The organism is Actinomycetospora sp. NBRC 106375, assembly GCF_030269665.1.
Classification (GTDB): Bacteria; Actinomycetota; Actinomycetes; order Mycobacteriales; family Pseudonocardiaceae; genus Actinomycetospora.
In genome coordinates, this window is record NZ_BSTS01000020.1 from 101,727 (window position 1) to 120,331 (window position 18,605).

Below are 18,605 nucleotides of genomic sequence, written 5' to 3' on the forward strand. Positions count from 1 at the left end.
CCGTCGAACGGCTACCGTCCGGGCCGTGACGGGACCGGACGGAACACTCCAGACGCGGGTCGTGGTCGTGGGCGCGGGCTTCGGCGGGATCGCCGCGGCGATCGAGCTGCGCAGCCACGGGATCACCGATGTCGTGATCCTCGACAGTGCCCCCGAGATCGGCGGCACCTGGTACTACAACAGCTATCCCGGCGCGGCCTGCGACGTCCCGAGCCACCTCTACTCGTTCTCGTTCGCCCAGCGCAGCGACTGGTCGCGCCTGTGCTCGCCGCAGTCGGAGATCCTCTCCTACCTCCAGGGCGTCGCCAAGGAGTACGGGCTCGGCGAGGTGTTCGTGCCCTCGGTGCGCGTGTCGGCGGCACGGCTCGACGAGGCGACGATGACGTGGACCGTCGAGGCCGAGGACGGACGCACCTGGCAGGCCGACGCCGTCGTGCTGGCCACCGGGCAGCTGAACACCCCGGCCATCCCGCCGATCCCCGGGGCGGGCTCCTTCGCCGGCCCGGCCATGCACTCCGCGCGCTGGGACCACGACGTCGACCTGCACGGCCGGCGCGTCGCGGTGGTCGGGACGGGCGCGAGCGCGGTGCAGTTCGTGCCGGCCATCGCGCCCGAGGTCGGGCACATGACCGTCTTCCAGCGCAGCGGCAACTGGTTCTTCCCACGCAAGAACCGGTTCTACCCGCGCTGGCTGCACGCGTTGTTCGCGCGGTTCCCGGCGGTGATCCGGGCGCGGCGGTTCTTCCTCAAGGGCTATCTCGAGATGCTCACGATCATGATCCGCCACCCGCGGACGGCGGGGCGCCTCGGCCGGGTCTACTCGACGCTGTTCATGCGGCGTCAGCTGCGCGACCCCGAGGTGCGCCGCAAGGCCTGGCCGGACTACACGTTCGGCTGCAAACGGATCCTGTTCAGCTCGCACTACCTGCCCGCCCTCGAGCGCGACAACGTCGAGCTCGTCACCGACCGGGTCACCGAGATCCTCCCCGACGGCGTCCGCACCGAGGACGGGCGCCACCACCCCGCCGACGTGCTCATCTGGGGCACCGGGTTCCGCACGACCGAGTTCATGTTCCCCATGGACGTCGTCGGCCGGGAGGGGCGGACGCTGCAGCAGGAGTGGGGCGACGGGGCGCACGCGCACCTGGGGATGACCGTGCCCGGCTTCCCGTCGCTGTTCGTGCTCTACGGGCCGAACACCAACACCTCCGGCGGCTCGATCATCGTCTTCCTCGAGGCGCAGGTCGCGTACGTGCGCCAGGCGCTCGAGGAGACAGCGCGCCGACGGGCGGCCGCGCTGGAGGTGCGCCGCGACGTCGAGCAGGCGTTCGACGCCCGCCTCCAGGCCGAGTTCGAGGGCACGGCCTGGACCCGCTGCGACTCCTGGTACCGCGACGCGTCCGGCCGGATCGTCGCCAACTGGCCGCGCTACATGGAGGAGTACGTCCGCGCGGTCGCCCGGGTCGAGCCGACCGACTTCGACTTCGTGCCCCGCGAGTTGTCCACAGGTCGTGTCCACAGTGGGGACGAATGACACCGGTGTCATTTCGGCTGGTGAACCGGCCGGTGTCTAGGGTCGGGTCATGCTGCGGCGCGCCGAGATCGAGCTCAAGTCCCCCGGCGAGGTGGACGCCATGCGCGAGGCGGGTCGCGTCGTCGCGCGCTGCCTCGACGCGGTGCGCGCGGCCGCCGTGCCGGGGACGTCGCTGAAGGAGCTCGACGACGTCGCGCACGCCGTCATGCAGGATCACGGTGCGGTCCCGGCTTTCCTCGACTACCACCCGCACTTCGCGCCCTCGCCGTTCCCGGGCGTGATCTGCGCGAGCGTCAACGACGCCGTCGTCCACGCCATCCCGGGCCCGTACCGGCTCGCCGACGGCGACCTGCTGAGCATCGACTGCGGCGCGTTCCTCGACGGCTGGTGCGGCGACGCGGCGTTCAGCGCGGTCGTGGGCGACGCCCCGTACCCGGCCGACCTCGACCTCATCGCGACCACCGAGCGCGCGCTGCACGCGGGGATCGCGGCGGCGGTGCCGGGCGGGAAGCTCGGGGACATCGGGGCCGCGATCAGCGCCGTCGCGCGCGAACCCGGCTACGGGATGCTCGCCGACCACGGGGGGCACGGCATCGGGCGGGCCATGCACATGGCGCCCCACGTGCCCAACGAGGGCCGCGCCGGGCGCGGGCTGCGGCTACGACCCGGCCTGGTGATCGCGATCGAGCCGATGCTGCACGCCGGCGGCGGCGACGACTACGTCCACGACGACGACGGGTGGACCCTGCGCACCGCCGACGGCAGCCGCGCCGCGCACGCCGAGCACACGATCGCGATCACCGACGACGGCCCGCGGGTGCTCACCCTCGCGTGAGGTGCGCTGGGCGCACCTCAGGCCTGGCTGGAGGCGCGGTCCTGCTGGCCGGTGTCCTGGTCGTCCTGCTGCGAGGAGCCCTGGGACGCTCCGTCGCGCGGGGCGTCGGCACGCTCGCGGTGCGCCTGCTCCCACTCGGAGTCGTCGCGGGCGCCGTCCTGCCCGCCGTCGGACTGCGGCTTGCGTCGCGCGCTGCGGCGGTCGAGACGGTGCAGCAGGCCGTTGCCGTCGCGGCCCCAGTGGCTGCCGTGGGAGTCGGTGAACCGCATCTCCGGGACGGCGGGAGCCGAGTACAGCTCGTCGCGGCTGACCTCGTCCGCGCCGAACGGCAGCGAGTGGATCTGGTCGCTCTGCGGGGGCAGCAGGGCCATCGAGACGCTGTGCTGCTCGTCGCTCGAGGGCAGGCTGAACAGGCAGCGGACCTGGAAGACCGGCGAGTCGCCCCCGTTGTGGACGCACAGGACGTAGTCCTCGTCGCGGTCGTGGCTCTCGCCCTCGTCGAGCCACGCCGTCACCCCCTGGGCCTGCTGCTCCTGGCGGACCTCGACCTGGTCCTTGCGGTTGAGCAGCATGATCCAGACGTAGGCGGCGAAGCCGAGCAGCGAGCCGGCACTGCCGACCGCCGACACCCACTGCGCGGCGATCTGGGAGCTCATCGGTGGCCGTCCTCCCGGACGGTGGACTGGGGAGTCACGAGCGAGGAGGTGCCCGAAACGGACGCCGTCTACGCTCCGGCGACGTGACCGCCGAGCCGACCCGTACCCCCGCCCCGGACCCGCCGCGGCCCACGCCGCCGGCCGACGCGTCGCCGGGCGCGCTCGTGCGGTGGACGATCGACGTGATCAACGCTCACGACGCCGCCGCGCTGCGTCAGGTGTTCTCCGCGGACACCCGCGAGCGCTTCCCGAACCGGACCGTGCGCGGGGCCGACGATCTCGTCGCGTGGTGGGAGGGCGTGTTCGCCGCGGTGCCCGACCTCGCGATGACGATCGAGGGCCTGTCGGAGAACCCCGCCGAGGACGGCGGCGAGGTGTTCCTGCGGTGGCGGCTCTCCGGTCACCACACCGGCGGCGAGTGGGAGGGCATCGCCCCGACCGGCGCGCGCGTCGACCTCGACGGGATGGACCACGTCGTGGTCGCCGACGGTCGGGTGATCAGCAACTTCGTGATCTTCGACCAGATGCAGTTCGCCCGGCAGGTCGGGCTGCTCCCCGCCGACGGGTCACGTCTCGACGTCGGCCTCAAGAGCGCCTTCAACGTGCTGGCGCGCCGCCGGCGCGGGCGCTGAGCGTCCGGGGCTAGCTGCTCTTCGCGTCCTTGCCGTCCTTGCGGGTCCGTCCCTGCGTGCCGCCCCGGCCGCGGAACTCCACGCCCGCGTCGACCAGCAGCCGCCGTACGCGCCCGATGCTGTAGCCCGTGTCGGCGCAGATCTCACGGATGCTGGCGCCCTTCTGATACCGCTTCAGCAGCTCGTTGCCCAGCTTGGTGCGCTCCGCCCCCGTCACCCGCTGGTTGCGCGCCAGCTCCGGTGTCTTCGCCATGCGCGGAAGTATCACAGCGCGTGGCCGAATGCCGCCACTATCGATGATTACCGCTGAGTCAAGCGGTCGGACGCGTACTGCGAACGAGATCATGGTCCGTCTGTCGGGCCAGCGAACTGACGCACCGTGACTGAATTGTGCGCTCCTGTACTACCTGTAAGCGGGGTACTGGCGCCCCCGCGGAGCAACGTCGGCGGCGGACTCCGCGCCCCAGCTCGTCCACCCGGGCCGGGCGTAGCGGGCGAACATCTCGAGATACGGGCCGGGGGAGCAGGCCTCGATGAGGTCGTAGGCCTCCTCGGGCTTGCGGGAGTGCTCCCGCTTGCGTGTCTCGATCATGTTCACCTGCCGGCGACCCGGCTCGAGCGTGCGCAGCGAGCCCCGGACGCCGAAGAGGATCAGTTCGGTGACATTGCGGAAGTAGAACCCGACACCCCGGCCGTCCGGGCCGCCGTCCTTGCGGCGCTTGGCCCAGACCAGGTTGCTGACGTAGCGGAAACCCCACCCCTGCATGACGGCCAACCCCTCGGGGAGCAGGGCGTTCGGCACCCAGAGGTAGAGGTGGGCGTTGGCGGACACCACGTCGGCCACCGGGAGGCGGGCGATCTCGTCGGCCGTCATCGTGTCGTAGCGGTCGAGCCGCCGGTGCTCGGGCGCGACCTTGCCGGTGCGGTTGGTGAAGCGCCACGGCGGGTCGGCGTAGACGCAGGACCACCCGCCCGCCGTGCGGGGCAGCGCCACGTCCTCCAGGGGCGTCGCGTCCACGCGCAGGGGTTCCGCGCGCCGCGCCCGCGTCGCGTCGGGTGCTGCGTGTCCGTCGGTGCCGGCGTCCGCCGCCAGGGTCATCGCTTCGGGCCTCCTCGCCGTGGTCGGGGCGGGCGGGACGCTAGCGCCGGGGTCCGACAGCCCGGGATTCTCCGTGCCTCCCGTGTCGGTCACAGCACCTCGTCGGTCAGCATCAGCGGTGCCGGCGCGGCCGGCCGGTCGGGTTCGCCGGGCGCGGGGGTCCAGCAGCGTCGGGAGATCGCGACCGCCAGCAGGGGGCAGCCGCCGGCGTCGCCGCGGGTCATGCGCGACGCGAGCTTGCCCAGGTGGGTCGTCGTCGAGGTCGACAGCCGGCTGCGGACCTCGTCGTCGCTGCCGCCGGCCGCGCGCGTCAGCTCGCGGGCCAGCTCGCGCAGGTCGTCGTGGGTGCGGGTCAGCAGCACCGCGCCGTCGATCAGCCCGGCGTCGTAGAGCGCGCGGTAGGCCCCGACGTCGCGGTCGAGGTTGCCGTCCTTGGCGTTCCACTCGACGTCGAGCGCCACCCGGCCCTTCACGTTGTCGACCTTGTAGCCCTCGTTGACGACCTCGCTCTCGCGCACCGTCACGCCGTGCTCGCCGGCCGGGGCCCAGGGCTGCACCTGCAGGCGGGAGGTCACGACGGTGTCGACCCGTCCCTCGCGCCACCCGCGGGACCGGAACGCCGCGTTGAGGCGGGCCGCGAGCCGGGACTCGTTGCCCCCGGCCTCGACGAGGTCGGCCGTCGTGAGCACGAAGTCGGCGAGCACCGCGCAGATCTCGCCGAACTCGTCGGGGCTCGTCGCCGCCAGCACCGCGGCGGCGTTGCGCGTCTCCCGGAGCTCGTAGCGCTCCACGACCGCCGACGGCAGCACCGTCGACCACCCCTGGGTGAGCTCCATCGCCGGACAGTCTCGCACCACGGTCACGCACGCCGACCGCGACCTCTTGACCGGCCGTGCTAATTTCTGACCGTGCGGCCAGAAAACAGTCCAGTGGGCCAACCGGCCGAGGAGCTGTCCTTCATCGAGCGCGCCCGCCGGACGCAGATCATCGGTGCGGCCGCCGCGACGATCGCCGAGGACGGGATCGGGCAGGCGTCGCTCGCCCGCATCGCGAAGCGGGCCGGGGTCAGCAAGGGCGTCGTCTCGTACCACTTCGCGGGCAAGGACGACCTGATGAAGCAGGTCGTCCTCGCCGTCTACGAGGCCGGGGCGGCGGCGATGACACCGGTGATCCAGGCCGCGACGACGCCGCGGGACCGGCTCGCCGCGTACCTGCGCAGCAACGTGGCCTACATCGCGGCGAACCCGGAGGCCCTGCAGGCGGTCATCGAGATCGTCTCCGGCTACAGCCCCGAGGGCGGGGGCCGGCTCTTCGCGCCCGGGGACGACGAGGTCATCGCGGACTTCCTCGTCGGGCTCTTCCGCGAGGGGCAGCAGGACGGCTCGTTCCGCGACTTCGACCCGCTCGTCATGGCGCACACCGTGCGGGGCGCCATCGACGTGATCGCCCCGCGACACGCCCGCCATCCCGAGATCGACCTCGAGGCCTACGCCGAGGAGCTCGTCGCGCTCTTCGACGCCGCCACCCGACGGGAGTCGTCATGACCGTGCTCGACCCGGCACCCGCCCTGACCGACGCCGGGGCCCCGCCGTTCGCCCGCGGACCCGTGCTGGGTGTCGCCGGCGCCGTCGCCGTCCTGCTCCTCGCGTGCTCGCCGTTCTACGGGCACTTCGGCGACGAGCTCTACTTCGTCGAGGCCGGGCGCCACCTGCAGTGGGGCTACGCCGACCAGCCGCCCGTGCTCCCGCTGCTCGCAGCCGGGCTCGACGCCCTCGCGCCGGGCTCGACGGTGGTGCTGCGCCTGCCCGCGGTGCTCGCCGTCGCGGGCATCGCGGTCCTCGCCGCGCTCATCGCCCGGGAGCTCGGCGGGCACACCCGGGCACAGGTCACCGCCGCCGGCGCGGTCGCGGCGAGCTGGTTCCTGCTCGCGAGCGGGCGGCTGCTCGCGACGTCCACGCTCGACCCGTTCTGGTGGGCGCTGCTGCTCTGGCTGCTGGTGCGGTGGATCCACGCAGCCACCGGCGTTCCGCGCGGCAGCTCCGCTGCGCTGCGTGCCGCCCCCGACCGCCTCCTCGTCGTCGCGGGCGTGGTGCTGGCCGTCGCCCTGAACACGAAGTTCCTGGTGCTCGGCCTGGTGCTCGGGGTGGGGGTCGGGGTGCTCGTCGCCGGACCCCGCCGTCTGCTCACCCGCCCGATGCTGTGGCTCGGGCTCGCGATCGCCGCGCTCGCCACGGTGCCCACGCTCGTCTGGCAGGCGACGCACGGCTGGCCGCAGCTGCAGATGGGCGGCGTGGTCACCGGCGAGGCCGACCTCTTCGGCAACCGCTGGCAGTTCCTCCCGGTGGCCGTGCTGTTCGCCGGCGTCCTGCCGGGTGTGGTGCTCGTGCTCGTCGGGCTGGTCGCGCTGCTCCGGCGCCCGGAGCTGCGGCCGTGGCGGGGGCTCGGGGTGGCGGTGCTGGTGACCACCGCGGCGTTCGTGGTCGCCGGCGGGCGCCCGTACTACGTCGCGGGGCTCTACGCGCTGCTCTTCGCGGCCGGTGCCGTGGCCCTCGAGCAGCGCCCGGCGCAGCGGTGGTGGCGATGGACGACGGGGCCCGTCGCGCTCGTCGTCTGCGGGGTGGCGACCGCCGTGCTCGTGCTGCCGATCGGGCCGGCGTCGGCGAAGGCGCAGACCGACTTCACCACGATGGGCCAGCTGGGATGGCCCGAGCTCGCCGCCGGGGTGGGGGAGCGCTACGACGCCCTGCCGCCCGACGTGCGGGCGGAGACCGTCGTGATCGCGAGCTCCTACTGGGACGCGTCGGCGCTCGCGTACCACCGCGAGGCGGCCGGGCTGCCCGCGGTCTACAGCCCCCACCGCGGCTACTACGACCTCGGCGTGCCGCCGGGCTCGGCGCCCGCGCTGGTCGTCGGCGAGCTCGGCGCGGGACGGGGGGCGTGCGCGACGTACACCCCGCTCCCGCCCTACCTCGCCCCGGAGCCGACGCCGGTGCTGAACACGGTGCCGCTCGCGCTGTGCACGCCGCGCGCGCCATGGGCCACGGTGTGGCCGGGACTGCGCTCGATGGCGTAACCCGCGTGAGGCGCCGCCGGAACCCGCGGCGGCCTCGCCTAGGGTCGCCCGAATGGGTCGTGGTGCTGCGCGCGGGGGGTGCCCCCGGTGACCGCGACGGCTCCGCAGCCGGTGGTCGCCGCACCGGCGCCCGCGTCCGATCCCGTGCGACCACGGCCGCGGACCGCGTGGCGCGCCGTGCTCCTGCTCGCCGGCGGGGTCGCGCTCGTCCACGGCATCACCTCGGCCTGGTACGGGACGTTCGGCGACGAGCTCTACTTCCTCGCCGCCGGCCGGCACCTCGCGTGGGGCTACGCCGACCAGCCGCCGCTGGTGCCGTGGCTCGCGGCGGCGCTCGACGGGCTCGCGCCGGGCAACCTCGTCGTCCTGCGCCTGCCCGCCACGATCACGAGTGCCGCCCACGTCGTGGTCGGGGCCCTTCTCGCCGCGGAGATGGGCGGCCGGCGCCGCGCCCAGCTCCTCGCCGGGGCGGCGGTCGCGATCTCGCCGTTCCTCCTCGCCACCGGCCACCTCCTGGCGACGTCGACGCTCGACCCGTTCCTGTGGGCCCTGCTGCTCTGGCTGCTCGTCCGGTGGCTCCGGACGCGTCAGGACGCCCTCCTCCTCGCCGCCGCGCCGGTGCTCGCGGTCGCGCTGGCCGTCAAGCTCCTCGTCCCGGTGCTCGTCGCCGGGCTGGCCGTCGGCGTGCTGGTGGCCGGACCGCGCCGGCTGCTCGCCCGACCGGCGCTGTGGGTCGCCCTCGTCCTGGCCGCGGCCTCGACCGTGCCGACCGTGCTGTGGCAGGCGGCGCACGGCTGGCCGCAGCTGCGGATGGGCGAGGTCGTGGCCGGCGAGGGCGGCCTGACCGGCAACCGCTGGAGCTTCCTGCCGTTCGCGGCCTGGGACGTCGGCCTGGTCCCCGGGATGGTGCTCGCCGCCGCCGGGCTGTGGGCCCTGCTGCGCGCGGACGCCCTGCGGCCCTGGCGGGCGGTCGGCGTCGGGGCGGTCGTGACGACCGTGGCGATGCTCGCGGCCGGCGGCCGGCCCTACTACGTCATGGGGCTCGCCGCGCTGCTCGTCGCCGCCGGCGCCGTCGCGCTCCAGGACCGCCGGCCCGCGCGGTGGTGGTCCTGGTCGGTCTCGGTGCCGGCGTTCGTGGCGTCCGCGCTGGTCGTCGCCGTGATCGCCCTGCCGCTGGGGCCGGTGTCGTGGCGGGTCGAGCGGGGCGACTTCCTCGCCTCCGGCCAGGTCGGCTGGACGAGCCTCGCCGCCGACACCGCCGCGGCGTACCGGTCGCTGCCGCCCGAGCAGCAGGCGCACACCACCGTGCTCGCGTTCTCGTACTGGTACGGCGCCGCGCTCGAGGAGTACGGCCCGGCGGCCGGCCTCCCGCCGGTGTACAGCGGCCACCGCGGGTTCGCCTTCTTCGGACGGCCACCGGACACGGCCACCGCCGCGATCCTCGTCGGCGAGGTGCGCGGGGCCGAGGATCTCTGCCGCACGATCACCCCGCTGCCGCGCCACCGCGACCGGGCGGCCAACGCCGTCGTGAACGGCGACGTCCCCCTCGCCCTGTGCACCCTGCGCGCGCCGTGGTCGGTGTCGTGGGGGACGGTCGTCCACATGGACTGAGCCCGACGCATGATGTCGCAGGTGAGATCCCGGGTGGTGCTCGCGGCCGCCGTCCTGCTGGCCGTCGTGGCGTGCTCCGGCACGCCGTCGCGGCCCGCCGCCGACGGGGCGCCGGGCGCACCGCCGCTGGGCACGAACGGCGCGCAGGCCCCGGCGCCGGCCTGGGAGGCGTGCGGCGGCGCGTTCCAGTGCGCCACGGTCACGGTCCCGCTGGACTACCGGCAGCCGTCCGGCGGGACGATCGACCTGGCCGCGACCCGGCTTCCGGCCACCGACCGCGCGGCGCGGATCGGGACCCTGGTGGTCAACTACGGCGGCCCCGGCACGCCGGCGACCTCGAGCCTGCGGCGTCTCGCGGGGCGCTTCGACGGGCTGCGGGCGCGGTTCGACATCGTCGCGGTCGACCCGCGGGGCACCGGTTCCTCGGCGCCGGTCGCGTGCGCCCCCTTCGGCGGCGACCGCGTGCCCGCACCCGTCGGGCTGGCGCGCACCCCGGCGTTCTGGGCCTCGGCCGCCGAGCCCGGGCGGGCCTGCCTGGCGGGCACCGGGGAGCGCCTGCGGCACCTCTCCACGGCGAACGCCGCCCGGGACCTCGACCTGCTGCGCCAGGGCCTCGGCGAGGACATGCTGAGCCTCTACGGCTACTCCTACGGCACGTACTCGGCCGCGACCTACGCCAACCTCTTCCCCGGCCGCACGCGCGCCATGGTCCTCGACGGCAGCCTCGACCTCGTCGCCAACGCCACCGGGGCGCCGGACACCGAGCGGGTGCCCGTCGACGTCCGGGCCGGGGTCAGCGCGGCGTGGGAGGAGGCGTTCGGCGTCGCGCTGGACCGGTGCGCGGCGACCCCGACCTGCCCGCTGGGCCCGGATGCGCGGGCCCGGGCCACCGACGCCGTCGCGGCCGCCGGGCCGTCGTCGGCCGAGCTCGTCGCCCGCATCGACCGGGCGCTCCAGACCGAGGGCCGCCTCCCCGGCCTGATGCGCACGCTCGCCGTGCGGGCCCCGTCGGCGCCGCCGTCGGGCGGGCGCGTCCCGCTGCCCGAGGTGCCGTGGGCGCCCGAGCACTCGCCGTCCTACCTGGCGATCCAGTGCACCGACAGCGTCACGCCCTCATCGGCGGACATGGACGCCGCGGTCGTCGCCGAGCAGGCCGCCCACCCGATCGTCGGGGCGTCGACGGCCCTGAACCACGCGATGTGCGTGGACTGGCCGGCGATCGACCCCGACCGCTACCTCGGCCCGTGGAACGCGCCGCTGCCGGCGCCCGCGCTGCTGGTCAACTCCCGCTACGACCCGACCACCCCGCTCGTCGACGCCCGCGCCGCCGCGTCGCAGCTCTCGGCCGGGCACGTGCTCGTCGTCGACGCGATCGGCCACACCACCCTCGACGCCCCGAGCCGGTGCGCCGCCGACGCGTACACGGCGTACCTGCTGGACCCCGGCTCGGCGATGCCCGATCAGTGCCCGGCGGGCGTCTGAACCCGCGCCAGCAGCGGCGCGAGCCACGCGCCGACCTCGTCGGCCGTCCCGCGGCGTCCCACGTACCCGTCCGGCCGGACCGCGACGACCTCGCCGGGAGCGAGGGCGTAGGTCGCGGGGTCGTCGACGGTCACGGTGACCGTGCCGGGGACGCGCGCCGCGGCGTCGGTGGTGAGCACCGTCCAGTCGGCCTCGCGGCGGCGGAGGAAGACGGTGCTGGTGCCGCCGTCGGCGGGCGCGTCGGGGGCGCGGTCACCGGCCCGCGGCCCGGGGCCGTCGGTGTCGGGGTCGGTGTCGGGGTCGCCGAGCGGGCCGTCGCGATACGAGAGGTCGAGCTGCGAGGTGGTGCGCACCTGCGCGGCCGTGCGTGCCCACATCGCCTGCCCGGAGAGCTCGGCGGAGATGCCGAGCACGCCCGCGGCGATCGGGAGGCGCTCGGCGGTGTAGGTGTCGAGAAGGGTGTCGTCGGCGCCGCGGAGCACGGCGGCGAGCTTCCAGCCGAGGTTCACCGCGTCGCCGATGCCGGTGTTCATGCCCTGGGCGCCGGCCGGGGAGTGCACGTGGGCGGCGTCGCCGGCCAGGAACACGTTGCCGCGGCGGTAGTCGGACACCATCCGCACGTTGAGCCGCCACACCGAGCGCCACGCGACCCGGCGCAGGCGGACCCGCGGGCCCCGCGCAGCGACGATCTCGGCGAGCACCGCGTCGTCGGGCTCGCGGTCGTCGAGCGGGCCGGCCTGGAGCTGCCACGTCGGCGACGCCGGCAGCGGGCAGAGCGCCACCCACGAGTACGGCACCGGGTCGGGCGCCCCCCACTGGTGCCAGTGGTCGCGGTCGAGACCCTCGAGCTCGACGTCGGCCACGACCATCCGGATCTCCTCGCGGGTCTCGCCGAGGAACGAGACGCCGAGCGTGCGCCGCACGGTGCTGCCGCCGCCGTCGGCGCCGACGACGTAGCGGGCGCGCAGGGTCCCGATCGACGTGGCGACGGTGACGCCATCGTCGTCACTCGTCAGGTCGTCGACCCGGACGCCCTGCTCCGGGGCGACCCCGAAGTCGGCGAGGCGCTCGCGCAGGACCTGCTCCACGCGCCACTGGGGGATCAGCAGCGTCGTCGGCCAGGGCGTGTCCGGGGTCGGCGTGGTGTCGCGTCCCGGTTCGTCGCGGACCGTGCCGTCCGGCTCGTGACGGCGCACCCGCAGGTCGGTGCGCCCGAGCGCGACCAGCCGGTCGGTGACACCGCCGACGACGTCGAGCAGCTCCTGCGATCGCGGCTGCAGCCCCTTGCCCCGCGACCCGGCGAACGGCGCGGGCGCCGCGTCGAGCAGGCGCACCCCGATCCCCCGGCGCGCCAGCTCGAGGGCCGCGGTCAGCCCGGTCGGTCCCGCCCCCACCACGATCACCTCGGTGTCCACGGCGAGGACGCTACGCCTTTCTGGGACTGAGTCTCAAGTGGTACTCGGTACCAGTTGGGTGTGCGTGTCAGGATGTCCGACGTGACCGATCCGGGCCTGCGTGAACGCAAGAAGCAGCGCACGCGCGCGGATCTGCAGCGCCACGCGCTGCGGCTGTTCCGCGACCGGGGCTTCGCGGCCACGACCGTGGACGACATCGCCGCGGCGGCCGAGGTCTCGCGCAGCACGTTCTTCCGCTACTTCCCGACCAAGGAGGACGTCGTCCTCCTCGACGACGTCGACCCGCTCTACGAGGCCGCCTTCCGCGCCGTCCCGGCGGGGACCCCGCTCCTGGAGGCCCTGCGCCGCAGCATGCACACGGCCTTCGCGTCCCTCTCCGACGAGAAGCGGGCCCTCGAGGAGGTGCGCATGGACCTCGCGCGCTCGATCCCGGAGATCGGGGCGGTGCTGCGCGAGCGCAACACCTTCGGCGTCGACCACGTGGCGACGCTGGTCGCTGAGGCGGTCGGGCGCCCGGCCACCGACGAGGACGTCGTGGTGTTCGCCGGTGTCGTCAGCGGGGCGCGCCTGGCCGCGCAGGAACTGGTCCGCCGCGACCCCGGGCGGCCCTACATCGAGACGTTCGTGCACGTGCTCGGGATGCTGGCCGACGGCGTCCCCCTGGCCGAGGTGCCTGTCGGCACGTGAGCAGTTCGGCGTACCGGAGCACGCCGAAGTGCTCACAGGCCCGCAGGGCACCTACTCGTCGCGGAGCACGACCTCGGGCAGGTAGCCGTGCTGGTAGAGCCGCTTCTCGCGCACCATCGGCGAGAACAGCGCGGCCATGAACAGCGACGCGAACAGCACGAACAACGGCAGCGCCAGCTTCAGCCACCCCGGTCCCGGCAGCAGGGCGAGCAGGGCGGCGGGGGTGGACTGGACCGCGGTGCGCGCGAGGTGGCGCAGGAACCACGTCCGGCAGGTCAGGTCGTGGAGCACCCACGGCGCGAACCGCGTCGGCAACCGTGCTCCGAAGGCGTACCCGATCCAGCGCAGCACGCCGGGACGGGTCACGTGACCGCCGGCGCCGATGCCCGCTCTCGGGACCGCAGGCCCAGCGCCGTCGCCGCGACGTGCGCGAGGTGCACCGGCTCGTGGCCCGTGCCGGCGAGCTGCCGGATCTGGGTGCGGCACGAGAAGCCGTCCGCGAGCACCGCGGTGTCGGGGTCGGCCGCGCGCACGGCGGGCAGCAGGGCGCGCTCGGCGCAGGCCGTCGAGACCTCGTAGTGCCCGTCCTCGAACCCGAAGTTGCCCGCGAGCCCGCAGCAGCCGGCGTCGAGGACCTCGGTGGCCACCCCGAGCGCGTCGAGCACGGCGCGGTCCGCGTCGAAGCCCATCGCGGCGTACTGGTGACAGTGGATCTGGGCGATCGCCTTCGTGCTCGTGGTGACCTGGGCGCGCAGCTCGTCGGTGTGCTGCGCCAGGACCTCGGCGAGGGTGCGCGTCGAGGCCTTCAGCCGCACGGCGTCCTCGTCGTCGGGCCCCAGCAGCTCGACGACGTCCTGCCGCAGCGCCGCGGTGCACGACGGCTCGAGCCCGACGACCGCGACCCCGTCGTCGAGCCAGGGCTTGACGACGTCGAGGCTGCGGCGCACCACCGAGCGCGCGGTGTCGAGCTGGCCGGTCGTGTGCCATGTCAGGCCGCAGCACACCTGGCCCGTCGGCAGCTCGACGCGGTAGCCGAGGTGCTCGAGCACCGCGATCGCGTCGAGCGCGAGGTCGGGGTCGAACGCCGCGGTGAAGGTGTCGGGCCACAGCAGCAGCCGGGGCTCCGCGCCGTCCGGGCGCGGCGGGTGGGGGCCGACGACGCGGCGCAGCGGGCGCGGCGCCAGCGCCGGGATGTCGCGCTGCGGGGCGATGCCGCCGACGCGCTTGGCCAGCGTCGCGAGCGCGGGCCGGCGGGCCAGCGCATTGGCGAGGCGCGGCAGGCCGGGCACCGACCCGGCGAGGCGCAGCCAGCGCGGCAGGTGGCCCATGGACCAGTGGCTGCGGGGACGCTGGTGGGCGCGGCCCGCGTAGTGCTGGGCGAGGAACTCGGCCTTGTAGGTGGCCATGTCCACGCCGACCGGGCAGTCGCGCTGGCAGGCCTTGCAGCTCAGGCACAGGTCGAGGGCGTCGCGGACCTCGGTCGAGCGCCACCCGTCGGGTACGAGCTTGCCCGAGGCCATCTCGAAGAGCATCCGGGCGCGGCCGCGCGTCGAGTGCATCTCCTCGCCCGTGACCCGGTAGCTGGGGCACATGTAGCCGCCGCTGTCGGTGATGCACTTGGCGACGCCGATGCAGCGCCGGCTCGCGCGGGTGAAGCTGCCGCGGTCGTCGGTGTAGGCCAGCTCGGTACGCGGGCCGATCGTGGGGACGCCGACGAAGACCTTGAGGTCCTCGTCCATCTTCGCGGGCTCGACGACCCGGCCGGGGTTCATGCGGCCCTCGGGGTCCCACGCCGCCCGGAAGTCCTTGAAGGCCCCGAGCAGCTCCGGCGAGTACGTCCGCGCCAGCAGCTCGGCGCGGGCCTGGCCGTCGCCGTGCTCGCCGGAGACCGAGCCGCCGTGCGCGGCGACCAGGTCGGCGGCGTCGGTCAGGAACGCGCGGAAGTTCGCCAGGCCGGGCCGGGTGAGCAGGTCGAAGTCGATGCGCACGTGCAGGCAGCCGTCGCCGAAGTGCCCGTAGTAGGCCCCCTGCCGGCCGTGGCGGCGCAGCAGCGCGTCGAACTCGCGCAGGTAGGACCCCATCTGCGCGGGCGGCACCGCGGCGTCCTCCCACCCGGGCCAGGCCTCGCCGCCGTCGGGGGAGCGGGTGACGATCCCCGAGCCGTCCTCGCGGACCTTCCACAGCCCGCGCATCGCGGCCGGGTCGGAGACCACCGTGACGCTCGCCCCGTACGTCGCCATCTCCGTGCCGATGGCGTGCGCCTTCGCCTCGGCCTCGGCGCGGTCGGCGCCGCCGGTCTCGACGTAGAGCCAGCCCTTGCCCGCGGGCAGCTGCTCGTGGGTGCGGTCGTCGGGCCGGCGCGCCCGCAGCGCGCCGATGACGCCGACGTCGACGCCCTCGATCGTCAGCGGCGCGTGCTCGCGGATCGGCATGACGTGGTCGGCGGCCGTGTAGGCGTCGGGGAAGCCGAGGACGCAGAGGGCGCGGGCCGGCGGGGACTCGACGAGGTCGACCGTGGCCTCGAGGACCGTCGCGCACGTGCCCTCGGTGCCGACCAGGGCCCGGGCGAGGTCGAAGGAGTGCTCGTCGAGGAGCTGGTCGAGGTTGTAGCCGCTGACCCGCCGGGTCATGCCGTGGCCGAGGAGCTCGTCGCGGATGGTCGTCTCGTGGTGGTTCCGCAGTTGCTGGAGCTCGCGGTAGACGGCGCCCTCGCGGCCGGGACGGTTCATCGCCGCCGCGAGGTCGGGCGTCCGGCCGACCGCCATCCGCGTGCCGTCGACCAGCAGGATCTCGAGCTCGCGGACGTTGTCGACGGTCTTGCCCCACGCCACCGAGTGCGACCCGCACGCGTTGTTGGCGATCATCCCGCCGAGCGTGCAGCGGTTGTGCGTCGACGGGTCCGGCCCGAACGTCAGGCCGTAGGGGCGGGCGGCGTCGCGCAGATCGTCGAGGACCACGCCCGGCTGCACCCGCGCCGTGCGCGCGTCGGGGTCGATGTCGAGCACGCGCGTGAGGTGGCGGGAGAAGTCGACGATGACGGCCTCGTTGACCGCCTGCCCGCCGATGCTCGTGCTGGCGCCGCGCGGGAGCACGGGGACGCCGTGGCGGCGCGCGACGTCGACGGTCGCCTCGACGTCGTCGAGGTCGACCGGCTGGACGACGCCGAGCGGGACGTGGCGGTAGTTGGACGCGTCGGCCGACCACATGGCCTTGCTCGCGGTGTCGAACCGCACCCGCCCGCGCACGACGGAACGCAGATCCTCGGCGAGCAGGGACTCGGCGGACGAGCGGCGCATCGTGGTCATCGGGGCCAGTTTGCGCCGGTGCGCGGGGCTTCGCTGCCCGGGGTCGGCGTGGTCGTCGTAGCGAACGCCCTATCGGCGTGCTCAACAGGACGCTCGCTGCTTCTCAGCGCCGCGAAGCCCCCGTTGGCAGCTCGGCAACGGGTGTGCGGGGTGCCCGGTCGAGCAGGCCGGTCGCGGCGTCCGGCGCGTCGAGCAGGACCAGGTCGGCGCGGGCGCCGGGGGTGACGTCGTGGTGATCGTCACCGAGCAGGGCGGCGGCGTCGACCGTGCCCATGTCGAGCAGGGTGTCCAGGTCGACGCCCTGCATGTGGCCGAGCAGCAGGGCGGCGTCGAGGAGGTCGACGGTGCCGAACGGCGTGAAGGCGTTGCGGACGTTGTTGGACGAGTACGCGACGCGGACGCCGGCGGCGCGCAGCTCGCGCACCGGGGCCGAGGCGCCGACGAGGTAGAGGTCGGTGGGCGGGAGGACGACGACGCCGACCCCGGCCTCGGCGAGGGCGTCGGCGGTGCGGCCCCTCGCGTCGGGGTCCAGGCCCGCGAGCGTCGTCGCGTGGCCGAGCACGACGCGTCCCTGCATCCCCGCGGCGGACGTCATCGCCGCGATGTCCGCGGCCAGGTCGTGACGGGGGTCGTCCGAGCCGGCAGCGAAGTCGGCGTGCACGTCGACCGGGACCCCGTGGTGCTGCGCGAGGTCGAGGACGTCGCGGACGTGGTCGCGGCAGGCGTCGGCGTCGTCCTCGGCGTAGCTGCACGCCCCGAGCACGTCGGCGCCGCGGCGCAGGGCCTCGACGAGCAGGTCGCGGGTGCCGGGCCTGCTCGCGATGCCCTCCTGGGGGAACGGGACGACCTGGAGCTCGACGCGCCCCGCCCACTCCGCACGGAGGTCGAGGACGACGTCGAGGCTGCTCAGGCCGACGGCGGGGTCGACGTCGACGGGGGTACGCACGCGCGTGGTGCCGTGGGCGTGGGCTCGGCGCAGGACGTCGGTGGCGCGGGCGCGGACGTCGTCCGGGGTGAAGCGGCTCTTGCGCTCGGCGGTGCGTGCCACGGCCGCGTCGAGGCCGGCGTCCGGGTCGGGGCCTGGGTCGAGCATCGCCTTGTCGAGGTGCAGGTGGGGTTCGACGAGGCCGGGCAGGACCGTCTGCCCGCGGCCGTCGATCGCCGGGGTGCGGCGGTCGAGGCCCGGTCCGACCGCCGTGATCCGGCCGTGCTCGACGGCGACGTCGACGAGCCCGTCGTGGTGACGGGTGCGGACGTCGGTCAGGAGATAGGTGTCGCGAGGAGCCACGTGAGGTCGGTACCCGCCGCGAGCTCGCGCGGCTCGTGGCCGCGGCGGAAGAGCCGGGCGGTGTAGCCGTCGAGGGTGAGCCGGTCGTCGCCGTGGAGGAGCCAGGCGCCCTCGCGGAGCCCGACGACCGCGACGGCGTTCTCCTGGTGGAACTCCTCGATGCGCTGTTCGCGGGTCTCGCCCCGGTGGGTGGAGTGCGGGTCGGGGTCGAGGTAGTGCGGGTTGATCTGCACGGGGAGGCGGCCGACGGCGTCGAACCCGCCGGGGTCGACGATCGGCATGTCGTTGGTCGTCATGATCGTCGGACAGGCGAGGTTGGAGCCGGCGCTGGCGCCGGCGTACCTCAGGTCGGTGCGTTCGCGGAGGGCTGCGAGCACCCCGTTGTCCCCGGTGCGCCGCCGCAGGCGGAACGTGTTGCCGCCGCCGACGAACACCGTCTCGCGGTCGGGGTCGGCGTCGCGGATCGTCGCGGCCGGGTCGGGCTCGCGGTGCAGTCCGCGGACGTCGAGCGGCCCGAGGACGTTCTCCAGGGCCTCGGCGACGAACCCGGTGTAGGCGTCGAGGTCGTCGCCGGCCCACGCCGCGAACCACAGCGTCCGACCGCCGACGTGGGCGCGCAGGGGCTCGGCGGCGTGCGCGAACGGCACGGCGGCCCCCGGCGGGCGGGAGTTGGAGAACAGCAGCGCGTCGGCGACCACGCCCGCGATCCTCGCCGTCCCCGTACGGGGGCGACGCACGGGGTGGTGTCAGCGTGGGAGCCACGCCGGCGTTCGACGTCAGGATTTCCACCCGCTCGCTCCGGCGCGGGGGCCGGGGAGGGCGGCGCACGCCGCACGATCGCGATCCCGGTGACGATCGCCGTCACATCGAGCCCGTTGCCTAATCGCTTGGACGCTCGGGCGGGTTGATGCTTCGGGTGCTGCTCGCGGTCGGGGTCGGTGGTGTGACGGTGTCGGGGGTGCCTGAGATGTCCCTGGCGGGTCAGGTG

Annotated in this window: 17 protein-coding genes; 8 read left to right on the forward strand and 9 right to left on the reverse strand. The window is 74.8% G+C overall.

The features are described from left to right. The first annotated feature begins 25 nt into the window (after positions 1–25). Together QSK03_RS26905 and map are read left to right on the forward strand one after the other, a co-directional pair. Positions 26–1,534, forward strand: coding sequence for a flavin-containing monooxygenase (locus QSK03_RS26905; protein WP_285658479.1), 1,509 nt, complete (start codon positions 26–28; stop codon positions 1,532–1,534). Positions 1,535–1,583: 49 nt separating this feature from the next. Continuing rightward, positions 1,584–2,369, forward strand: coding sequence for a type I methionyl aminopeptidase (gene map, locus QSK03_RS26910; protein WP_285658481.1), 786 nt, complete (start codon positions 1,584–1,586; stop codon positions 2,367–2,369). 17 nt (positions 2,370–2,386) lie between these two features. On the opposite strand, the gene QSK03_RS26915 is transcribed toward map, so the two are convergent. After that, positions 2,387–3,025 carry a hypothetical protein gene (locus QSK03_RS26915; RefSeq protein WP_285658483.1) on the reverse strand — a complete coding sequence of 213 codons (639 nt, stop codon included), beginning with the start codon at positions 3,023–3,025 and terminating at the stop codon, positions 2,387–2,389. An 83-nt stretch (positions 3,026–3,108) separates the two neighbouring features. Here QSK03_RS26915 and QSK03_RS26920 point away from each other — a divergent pair, with 83 nt between their 5' ends. Then, complete coding sequence (locus QSK03_RS26920) at positions 3,109–3,657, forward strand: ester cyclase (RefSeq protein WP_285658485.1); 549 nt, start codon at positions 3,109–3,111, stop codon at positions 3,655–3,657. A gap of 10 nt (positions 3,658–3,667) precedes the next feature. On the opposite strand, the gene QSK03_RS26925 is transcribed toward QSK03_RS26920, so the two are convergent. From QSK03_RS26925 to QSK03_RS26935, 3 genes are all read right to left on the reverse strand, one after another. Continuing rightward, entirely contained in the window at positions 3,668–3,910 is a 243-nt protein-coding gene (locus QSK03_RS26925; protein ID WP_285658487.1) for a helix-turn-helix domain-containing protein, read from the reverse strand. A 150-nt stretch (positions 3,911–4,060) separates the two neighbouring features. Beyond that, entirely contained in the window at positions 4,061–4,756 is a 696-nt protein-coding gene (locus tag QSK03_RS26930; RefSeq protein ID WP_285658489.1) for an MT-A70 family methyltransferase, read from the reverse strand. An 89-nt stretch (positions 4,757–4,845) separates the two neighbouring features. Then, positions 4,846–5,592, reverse strand: a complete 747-nt coding sequence (locus QSK03_RS26935; RefSeq protein ID WP_285658490.1) for a BglII/BstYI family type II restriction endonuclease — start codon at positions 5,590–5,592, stop codon at positions 4,846–4,848. A 93-nt stretch (positions 5,593–5,685) separates the two neighbouring features. Here QSK03_RS26935 and QSK03_RS26940 point away from each other — a divergent pair, with 93 nt between their 5' ends. From QSK03_RS26940 to QSK03_RS26955, 4 genes are all read left to right on the forward strand, one after another. Continuing rightward, a complete protein-coding gene (locus QSK03_RS26940) occupies positions 5,686–6,300 on the forward strand; it encodes a TetR/AcrR family transcriptional regulator (RefSeq protein ID WP_285658491.1) in 615 nt (204 codons plus the stop codon). After that, complete coding sequence (locus tag QSK03_RS26945) at positions 6,297–7,829, forward strand: glycosyltransferase family 39 protein (RefSeq protein ID WP_285658492.1); 1,533 nt, start codon at positions 6,297–6,299, stop codon at positions 7,827–7,829. The genes QSK03_RS26940 and QSK03_RS26945 overlap by 4 nt, the downstream gene beginning before the upstream one ends. Positions 7,830–7,916: 87 nt before the next feature. Beyond that, positions 7,917–9,440 (forward strand): ArnT family glycosyltransferase, encoded by a 1,524-nt coding sequence (locus tag QSK03_RS26950; protein WP_285658493.1) that lies wholly within the window; start codon positions 7,917–7,919, stop codon positions 9,438–9,440. Positions 9,441–9,461: 21 nt separating this feature from the next. Continuing rightward, positions 9,462–10,922 carry an alpha/beta hydrolase gene (locus tag QSK03_RS26955; protein ID WP_285658494.1) on the forward strand — a complete coding sequence of 487 codons (1,461 nt, stop codon included), beginning with the start codon at positions 9,462–9,464 and terminating at the stop codon, positions 10,920–10,922. Here QSK03_RS26955 and QSK03_RS26960 read toward each other — a convergent pair. Next, on the reverse strand, positions 10,901–12,337 hold the full coding sequence (locus QSK03_RS26960) for an FAD-dependent oxidoreductase (protein WP_285658497.1): 1,437 nt from the start codon (positions 12,335–12,337) through the stop codon (positions 10,901–10,903). The two genes, QSK03_RS26955 and QSK03_RS26960, sit on opposite strands and share 22 nt — an antisense overlap. A gap of 81 nt (positions 12,338–12,418) precedes the next feature. Between QSK03_RS26960 and QSK03_RS26965 the strand changes: the two genes are divergently transcribed. Continuing rightward, entirely contained in the window at positions 12,419–13,024 is a 606-nt protein-coding gene (locus QSK03_RS26965; protein WP_285658499.1) for a TetR family transcriptional regulator, read from the forward strand. A gap of 51 nt (positions 13,025–13,075) precedes the next feature. On the opposite strand, the gene QSK03_RS26970 is transcribed toward QSK03_RS26965, so the two are convergent. From QSK03_RS26970 to pepE, 4 genes are all read right to left on the reverse strand, one after another. Further along, on the reverse strand, positions 13,076–13,390 hold the full coding sequence (locus QSK03_RS26970; RefSeq protein ID WP_285658500.1) for a DUF5313 family protein: 315 nt from the start codon (positions 13,388–13,390) through the stop codon (positions 13,076–13,078). Further along, positions 13,387–16,329: an FAD-binding and (Fe-S)-binding domain-containing protein gene (locus QSK03_RS26975; protein WP_285658501.1), complete on the reverse strand. Its 2,943-nt coding sequence runs from the start codon at positions 16,327–16,329 to the stop codon at positions 13,387–13,389. The genes QSK03_RS26970 and QSK03_RS26975 overlap by 4 nt, the downstream gene beginning before the upstream one ends. 103 nt (positions 16,330–16,432) lie before the next feature. Further along, positions 16,433–17,617 (reverse strand): amidohydrolase family protein, encoded by a 1,185-nt coding sequence (locus tag QSK03_RS26980; RefSeq protein WP_285658503.1) that lies wholly within the window; start codon positions 17,615–17,617, stop codon positions 16,433–16,435. Beyond that, positions 17,590–18,315, reverse strand: coding sequence for a dipeptidase PepE (gene pepE, locus QSK03_RS26985; protein ID WP_285658505.1), 726 nt, complete (start codon positions 18,313–18,315; stop codon positions 17,590–17,592). The genes QSK03_RS26980 and pepE overlap by 28 nt, the downstream gene beginning before the upstream one ends. Between the last annotated feature and the right edge of the window lie 290 nt (positions 18,316–18,605).

What these genes read in the sequence shown, in the direction of transcription:
- map (WP_285658481.1), top strand. Translation starts at nt 1,584, where the DNA reads ATGCTGCGGCGCGCCGAGATCGAGCTCAAGTCCCCCGGCGAGGTGGAC.
- QSK03_RS26915 (WP_285658483.1), bottom strand. Translation starts at nt 3,025, where the DNA reads ATGAGCTCCCAGATCGCCGCGCAGTGGGTGTCGGCGGTCGGCAGTGCC.
- QSK03_RS26925 (WP_285658487.1), bottom strand. Translation starts at nt 3,910, where the DNA reads ATGGCGAAGACACCGGAGCTGGCGCGCAACCAGCGGGTGACGGGGGCG.
- QSK03_RS26930 (WP_285658489.1), bottom strand. Translation starts at nt 4,756, where the DNA reads ATGACCCTGGCGGCGGACGCCGGCACCGACGGACACGCAGCACCCGAC.
- QSK03_RS26935 (WP_285658490.1), bottom strand. Translation starts at nt 5,592, where the DNA reads ATGGAGCTCACCCAGGGGTGGTCGACGGTGCTGCCGTCGGCGGTCGTG.
- QSK03_RS26945 (WP_285658492.1), top strand. Translation starts at nt 6,297, where the DNA reads ATGACCGTGCTCGACCCGGCACCCGCCCTGACCGACGCCGGGGCCCCG.
- QSK03_RS26975 (WP_285658501.1), bottom strand. Translation starts at nt 16,329, where the DNA reads ATGACCACGATGCGCCGCTCGTCCGCCGAGTCCCTGCTCGCCGAGGAT.